The organism is Bordetella bronchiseptica (assembly GCF_900636925.1).
Lineage (GTDB): Bacteria > Pseudomonadota > Gammaproteobacteria > Burkholderiales > Burkholderiaceae_B > Bordetella > Bordetella pertussis.
Genome location: NZ_LR134326.1, coordinates 5,193,288 through 5,199,761, shown reverse-complemented (window position 1 = coordinate 5,199,761; position 6,474 = coordinate 5,193,288). Strand labels below are relative to the sequence as shown.

The window sequence follows — 6,474 nt, the reverse complement described above, 5'->3', positions numbered from 1 at the left end:
GTCGCTCTTGTTCAAACCTCGATTCTACCCTGCCTGGGGGTAGGTTATCCACAGGCCGGGAAACCGCGGCAATGCTCGGTCCCCCCTAACTGTTTGACAAGACAGAGAAAACTTGCTGAAATGATGGGCTTTTCCGAATTCTGTCTGTCAGAAGGTTCCAGAAGAAGCCAAGAGAAGCCAGGCCCACGCCTTGGCCGCTACTTGCAAGCCGCCTCATTGTGTATGCTCTGGGGCGAGCCAGTGGCGCCAACCGTGCGGCCGCCTCGGCCCCGTCTGTTGGATTGCCTGCCGCGCTGCCCAAGCATGCGCGCCAGCAGGCAGCCATCCAGATACCCGCCGCGGATCTTGGCCAGGAACCCCGTCGGGCAGGTCCCTTCTGACTTTTGTTCTTTTTGTGGATCGTCCATGAAACGCACCTACCAACCTTCCGTTACCCGCCGCAAACGCACCCACGGCTTTCGCGTGCGCATGAAGACCCGTGCCGGCCGCGCCATTCTGAATGCCCGCCGCGCCAAGGGCCGCAAGCGTCTGGCCGTCTAATCCAGGCGGACAACGGACGATTGCCCGGAATCGGCGGATTGCCTGTAACAGGAGCATCGCCGCCGGCCCCGTCGCCAGTCTCCGTCACGTCACCCATGCCGCGCGCCACGCTCCCTGCGGAGGCGCGATTGCATCGCCCCTCCGAGTTTGCCGCCGCCCTCAAAGGCCGGCGACTGGCCCGAGGGGCTTTCTTTATTGTCAGCGCCTCGCCCTGTGCCCCTGCTGATGACCAGCCGGCGCGCGCGCGCCTGGGCCTGGTGATCGCCAAGCGTTTTGCCGCCCGCGCCGTGACGCGCAATACCTTGAAGCGGGTCATCCGCGAAGCGTTCCGGGCTCGCCGGCTTGCCCTGCCGGCCCAGGATTACGTGGTGCGGCTGCACAGCAAGCTGACACCGGCAAGCCTCACGGCCCTGAAACGCTCGGCGCGCGCCGAAGTAGATGCTCACTTCACACGGATAGCGCGATGATCAGGAGACTGCTTATCGCCCCGATCCGGTTTTACCGGTACTTCCTCAGCCCCTGGGTGGGCCGGCAGTGCCGCTTCACCCCGACTTGCTCGGCCTACGCCATCGAAGCCATTGAACGTCATGGCGCATGGCGCGGTCTATGGTTGGCGGCGCGCCGTATCGGCCGCTGCCACCCGTGGTCGCCGGGCGGATACGACCCCGTACCACCCGGCCACGGCGCCGGCGCGCAGGCCTGCTGCGCGCATCGCCACCGCACCGAACCCGATTGACGCTACACTCGTGGGCTTTGCTGGCCCGCTTACAACTCCTCAGGCACCATGGATATCCGACGAACCGTCCTCTGGATGATTTTCTCTTTTTCGCTGTTGCTCCTCTGGAACAACTGGCAAATCCATAACGGCAAGCCGTCGCTTTTTGGCGGGCCGGCCCCCGAAGCGGCCGCCACGCAGCAGCCCAAGGCCGATGCGAACGGCACGGCGGCTTCGTCCACCGCGTCGATCCCGAGCTCGCCGGCCGCCGCCCCCGCCGCGGCATCGGTGCCGGGCGCTGCGACGCCCGCGGCCGCCAAATCCGAGCAGGTGGTAATCACCACCGACGTGCTGCGCCTGACTTTCGACTCCAACGGCGCGCAACTGATCCGCGCCGAGCTGCTGAAGTACCCGTCGAGCAGCCAGAGCGACAAGCCCACGGTGCTGATGGACCGCTCCGCCGACCTGGTCTATGTGGCCCAGACCGGCGTGGTCGGCGCGCCGCAAGGCGAATCCTTCCCCACCCACCAGACGCCGTTCCATCTGGTGTCCAGCGAGCGCTCGCTGACCGGCGACACGCTGGATGTGGTGTTCGAGGCGGAATCCGGCGGCCTGAAGGTCACCAAGACATACACGCTGCATCGCGGCCGCTACGACGTGGACGTGCGCCACGCCATGGCCAATACCGGCGGCGCGCCGCTCAATCCGGCCCTGTATCTGCAGCTCGAGCGCGACGGCACCGACCCGGCCGGCACCTCCAGCTTCTATCACACGTTCACCGGCGTCGCGGTGTACTCCGAGCAGGACAAGTTCCAAAAGGTCACCTTCTCGGACATCGAGAAGAAGAAGGGCACGTACATCAAGCAGGCCGACAACGGCTGGATCGGCATCGTGCAGCACTACTTCGCCACGGCCTGGATCCCGGCCCAGGGCAAGCAGCGCACCAACGAACTGCTGCAGGTGCAGCAGAACCTGTACGCGGCCCGCACCATCGAAGCCGTGGGCACGATCGCCCCGGGTTCCAGCGCCAACGTCGACGCGCACCTGTGGGTCGGCCCGCAGGACCAGAAGGCCATGGCCGCGGTTGCGCCGGGCCTGGAACTGGTGGTCGACTACGGCTGGCTGACCATCATCGCCAAGCCCCTGTTCACCCTCATGACCTGGCTGCACGGCCTGCTCGGCAACTGGGGCTGGACCATCGTCGCCCTGACGGTCATCATCAAGGCGGTGTTCTTCCCGCTGGCCGCGGCAAGCTATCGCTCGATGGCCCGCATGAAGCAGGTCGCCCCGCGCCTGCAGGCCCTGAAAGAGAAGTACGGTGACGATCGCCAGAAGCTGAACCAGGCGATGATGGAGATGTACCGCACCGAGAAGATCAACCCGCTGGGCGGCTGCCTGCCCATGGTGGTGCAGATTCCGGTGTTCATCGCGCTGTACTGGGTGCTGCTGGCCAGCGTCGAGATGCGCGGCGCGCCGTGGATCCTCTGGGTGCACGACCTTTCCGTGCGCGATCCGTTCTTCATCCTGCCGGCCATCATGATGGCCACCATGTTCCTGCAGATCAAGCTCAACCCCACGCCGCCCGATCCCGTGCAGGCCAAGGTCATGATGATCATGCCGCTGGTGTTCGGCGGGATGATGTTCTTCTTCCCGGCCGGCCTGGTGCTGTACTGGTGTGTCAACAACACGCTGTCGATCGCCCAGCAATGGACCATCACCCGCAACCTGGAGCGCCAGGCCGCGGCAGCGGCCAACCGCTGATCGAGCCAGCTACGAAACGGCGCCCTGCGGGGCGCCGTTTTTTTTCGTCCTGGGAATGTGACGGTTGCGTTGCAAGAAGGGGGACCGTCCCTCGTAGTTAGCTTTTATTTATTGCGCTGGATCAAGTAATCAATTTCCTAACGGCGGTCAGCTCACCTATGATGAGCAAGCGCCGTGCCGCCACCGTGTGGCGCGCGTTTTCAGGGCGAACCCGCGGGTTCGCGTCGTGGCCTAGCGTGCCGTACCCCGAGAAGGATGAACGCAATGACCAACAAGACCCTCACTACCGCCGCCGGTGCGCCGGTTGCCGACAACAACAACACCATGACGGCGGGGCCGCGCGGCCCCGCCCTGCTGCAGGACGTCTGGTTCCTGGAGAAACTGGCCCACTTCGACCGTGAACGCATTCCCGAGCGCGTGGTGCACGCCAAAGGCTCGGGCGCCTATGGCACCTTCACGGTCACGCATGACATTTCCCGCTACACGCGCGCCAGGATCTTCGCCGAAGTCGGCAAGCAGACGCCGTTGTTCCTGCGCTTTTCGACCGTGGCCGGCGAGCGCGGCGCGGCCGACGCCGAACGTGACGTGCGTGGCTTCGCCATCAAGTTCTATACCGACGAAGGCAACTGGGACCTGGTCGGCAACAACACGCCCGTGTTCTTCATTCGCGATCCGCTCAAGTTCCCCGACTTCATCCATACCCAGAAGCGCGACCCCAAGACCAACCTGCGCAACGCCACCGCCGCCTGGGACTTCTGGTCGCTCAACCCGGAATCGCTGCACCAGGTCACCATCCTGATGAGCGATCGCGGACTGCCGCAGAACTATCGCCAGCAGCACGGCTTCGGCTCGCATACCTACAGCTTCGTCAACGACGCCGGCGAGCGTTTCTACGTCAAGTTCCACTTCAAGTCGCAGCAAGGCATCGCCTGTTATACGGACGGCGAAGCCGCCGAGCTGGTCGGCCGCGATCGCGAAAGCGCGCAGCGCGACCTGTTCCAGAACATCGAGCAGGGCCAGTTCCCGCGCTGGACGCTCAAGGTGCAGGTAATGCCCGAAGCCGAGGCCGCCACCTATCACATCAACCCGTTCGACCTGACCAAGGTGTGGCCGCATGCCGACTACCCCTTGATCGAAGTGGGCGTGCTGGAACTGAACAAGAACCCCGAGAACTATTTCGCCGAAGTCGAACAGGCCGCGTTCACGCCGGCCAATGTGGTGCCGGGCATCGGCTTTTCGCCCGACAAGATGCTGCAGGGTCGCCTGTTCTCGTACGGCGACACCCATCGCTACCGCCTGGGCATCAACCACCATCAGATTCCCGTCAATGCGCCGCGCTGCCCGTTCCACAGCTTCCATCGCGACGGGATGGGCCGGGTCGACGGCAATGGCGGCGCCACGCTGAACTACGAACCCAACAGTTTCGGCGAATGGCGCGAAGCCAAGCACGCAGCCGAACCGCCGCTGGCGCTGGACGGACAGGCCGCCGACCGCTGGAACCATCGGGTCGACGAGGACTACTACTCGCAGCCGGGCGCGCTGTTCCGTCTCATGAACGACGACCAGAAACAGCAGCTGTTCGGCAACATCGGCCGCCACATGGCCGGCGTGCCCGAGGAAATCCAGCGCCGCCAGCTCGAGCACTTCCGCCGTGCCGACCCGGCCTATGCCGCGGGCGTGGCCAAGGCCCTGGGCCTGAAGTAAACGCGTAGACGCCGCGACACAAGGCGGCCGCGCCCGCAACGGGCCGGCCGCCGGCGGCACTCAGCGCTGCATGCCCCAGCGGCGCACCGTCACGCGCTCCAGCGTGTCGAACACCAGGTTTTCCACAGCCAGGCCGATCAGCACCACGGCGGCCAGGCCGGCGAAAACGCGATCTGTGTATAACTCGTTGCGATTCTGGAAGATGTACCAGCCCAGCCCGCCTTTGCCGCTGGACGCGCCGAACACCAGCTCGGCGGCGATCAACGTGCGCCAGGCAAAGGCCCAGGCAATGCGCAGGCCCGACAGGATCGAAGGCAGCGCGGCCGGCACCAGGATCCCCAGCACATAGCGCAAACCCGTCAGTCCGTAGTTGCGCCCCGCCATGCGCAGGGTTTCCGACACCGTCAGGAAGCCCGAGTACATATTCACAGCCATTGCCCACAGCACGGAATGAATCAATACGAAAACCAGGCTGCCCTGGCCCAGGCCGAACCACAGCATGGCCAGCGGCAGCAAGGCAATGGCCGGCAGCGGATTGAACATCGCCGTCAGCGTGGAGAGCAGATCGCGGCCAAAGCGCGTCGATACCGCCAGCGTGGTCAATACGAAGGCCAGCGCCACGCCGGCCGCATAGCCCTTGAACAGCACGGAAAACGAGAGCGCGGCGCGCGCCGGCAATTGTCCGGAGCCCAGCTCCTGGAAGAATGCCCGGGCAGTCTGCCATGCGCCTGGCAACAGCAGATCGTTGTCGGTATAGCGCGCCATGGCTTCCCATGCCAGGGCCAGCAAGAGCAGGATCAGCACTTTGCGCAGCCACGCATGGCCCAGCAGGCGTTCGTGCCATGGCAACGGCGCCTGTATCGCGATATCGGCCGGCAAGGGCGCCAACGATTGTTCGTATTCGGGCCGCGCAATGGCCAAGGGCAGGGTAGCGTTCGTCATGCGGCGGCCCGTTGCGGCACGGCTTGCGGCTCGACGTCGAACAGCAGGCCGTGGATGCGGGCGGCAGCCGCCTGGAAGGCGGCCGAACCCATGCTGTGCAGTCCGAACTGCTGCGCGTTCAATTCCGCCCGCACGCGCCCTGGATGCGGCGACAGCAACAGGATGCGGTTGCCCAGCACCAGCGCTTCTTCGATCGAATGGGTGACGAACAGCAGCGTGAACGATGCGTCCTCCCACAAGCCCAGCAGCTCTTCCTGCATGCGCCGGCGCGTCAAGGCGTCGAGCGCGGCGAATGGCTCGTCCATCAGCAGAATGCGCGGCTGCATCGCCAGGGCCCGCGCGATCGCCACCCGCTGCTTCATGCCGCCCGACAAGGTATGCGGATAGGCATCGGCGAACGCGCCCAGGCCGACCTTCTCCAGATAGTGCGTGGCGCGCTCCAGCGCCTGCGCACGCGGCAGGCGGCGCGCCGCCACCAGGCCGAACGCCACGTTTTCCCGCACCGTCTTCCAGGGCGGCAGCTGGTCGAACTCCTGGAACACCACCACCCGGTCCGGTCCCGGCGCGTCTATCGGCCGTCCGTCGAGCAGGAACTGTCCCTCGCTTGGCGCCAGAAAACCGGCCGCGGCCTTGAGCAGGGTGGATTTTCCGCAGCCCGACGGCCCCAACAGGATGAAGCGATCGGCCGGCAGCACGTCGAAGCTGACGCGATGCGTGGCGCGCACGCGGCGCCGTGGCGTCTTGTACTCCAGCGTCACGCCGTCGGCGCGCAGCAGCGGTTCGGCCGAGGAATCGAAACGATGCGCGCCCAT

7 protein-coding genes are annotated in these 6,474 nt (G+C 65.4%); 5 read left to right on the top strand and 2 right to left on the bottom strand.

Features of this window, described 5'->3' with window-relative positions; genetic code table 11:
* Positions 1–405 precede the first annotated feature (405 nt).
* The 5 genes from rpmH (at position 406) to EL288_RS24300 (ending at position 4,720) form a co-directional block, all read left to right on the top strand.
* On the top strand, positions 406–540 hold the full coding sequence (gene rpmH, locus EL288_RS24320; protein WP_003816025.1) for a 50S ribosomal protein L34: 135 nt from the start codon (positions 406–408) through the stop codon (positions 538–540).
* 95 nt (positions 541–635) lie between these two features.
* Complete coding sequence (locus EL288_RS24315; protein WP_003816026.1) at positions 636–1,007, top strand: ribonuclease P protein component; 372 nt, start codon at positions 636–638, stop codon at positions 1,005–1,007.
* Positions 1,004–1,276, top strand: coding sequence for a membrane protein insertion efficiency factor YidD (yidD, locus tag EL288_RS24310; RefSeq protein WP_003816027.1), 273 nt, complete (start codon positions 1,004–1,006; stop codon positions 1,274–1,276). The genes EL288_RS24315 and yidD overlap by 4 nt, the downstream gene beginning before the upstream one ends.
* Positions 1,277–1,324: 48 nt before the next feature.
* Positions 1,325–3,016 carry a membrane protein insertase YidC gene (gene yidC / locus EL288_RS24305; protein ID WP_033451345.1) on the top strand — a complete coding sequence of 564 codons (1,692 nt, stop codon included), beginning with the start codon at positions 1,325–1,327 and terminating at the stop codon, positions 3,014–3,016.
* A gap of 264 nt (positions 3,017–3,280) precedes the next feature.
* Positions 3,281–4,720 carry a catalase gene (locus EL288_RS24300; protein ID WP_003816030.1) on the top strand — a complete coding sequence of 480 codons (1,440 nt, stop codon included), beginning with the start codon at positions 3,281–3,283 and terminating at the stop codon, positions 4,718–4,720.
* 60 nt (positions 4,721–4,780) lie between these two features.
* On the opposite strand, the gene EL288_RS24295 is transcribed toward EL288_RS24300, so the two are convergent.
* Together EL288_RS24295 and EL288_RS24290 are read right to left on the bottom strand one after the other, a co-directional pair.
* Complete coding sequence (locus EL288_RS24295) at positions 4,781–5,662, bottom strand: ABC transporter permease (protein WP_010927255.1); 882 nt, start codon at positions 5,660–5,662, stop codon at positions 4,781–4,783.
* Positions 5,659–6,474, bottom strand: coding sequence for an ABC transporter ATP-binding protein (locus tag EL288_RS24290; RefSeq protein ID WP_003816032.1), 816 nt, complete (start codon positions 6,472–6,474; stop codon positions 5,659–5,661). Before EL288_RS24290 ends, EL288_RS24295 begins: the two co-directional genes overlap by 4 nt.

Bases quoted from the DNA above. Each gene is read 5' to 3' on its own strand.
- EL288_RS24290 (WP_003816032.1), bottom strand. From the start codon at position 6,474: ATGGGCGCGCATCGTTTCGATTCCTCGGCCGAACCGCTGCTGCGCGCC.
- yidC (WP_033451345.1), top strand. From the start codon at position 1,325: ATGGATATCCGACGAACCGTCCTCTGGATGATTTTCTCTTTTTCGCTG.
- rpmH (WP_003816025.1), top strand. From the start codon at position 406: ATGAAACGCACCTACCAACCTTCCGTTACCCGCCGCAAACGCACCCAC.
- EL288_RS24315 (WP_003816026.1), top strand. From the start codon at position 636: ATGCCGCGCGCCACGCTCCCTGCGGAGGCGCGATTGCATCGCCCCTCC.
- EL288_RS24300 (WP_003816030.1), top strand. From the start codon at position 3,281: ATGACCAACAAGACCCTCACTACCGCCGCCGGTGCGCCGGTTGCCGAC.
- EL288_RS24295 (WP_010927255.1), bottom strand. From the start codon at position 5,662: ATGACGAACGCTACCCTGCCCTTGGCCATTGCGCGGCCCGAATACGAA.
- yidD (WP_003816027.1), top strand. From the start codon at position 1,004: ATGATCAGGAGACTGCTTATCGCCCCGATCCGGTTTTACCGGTACTTC.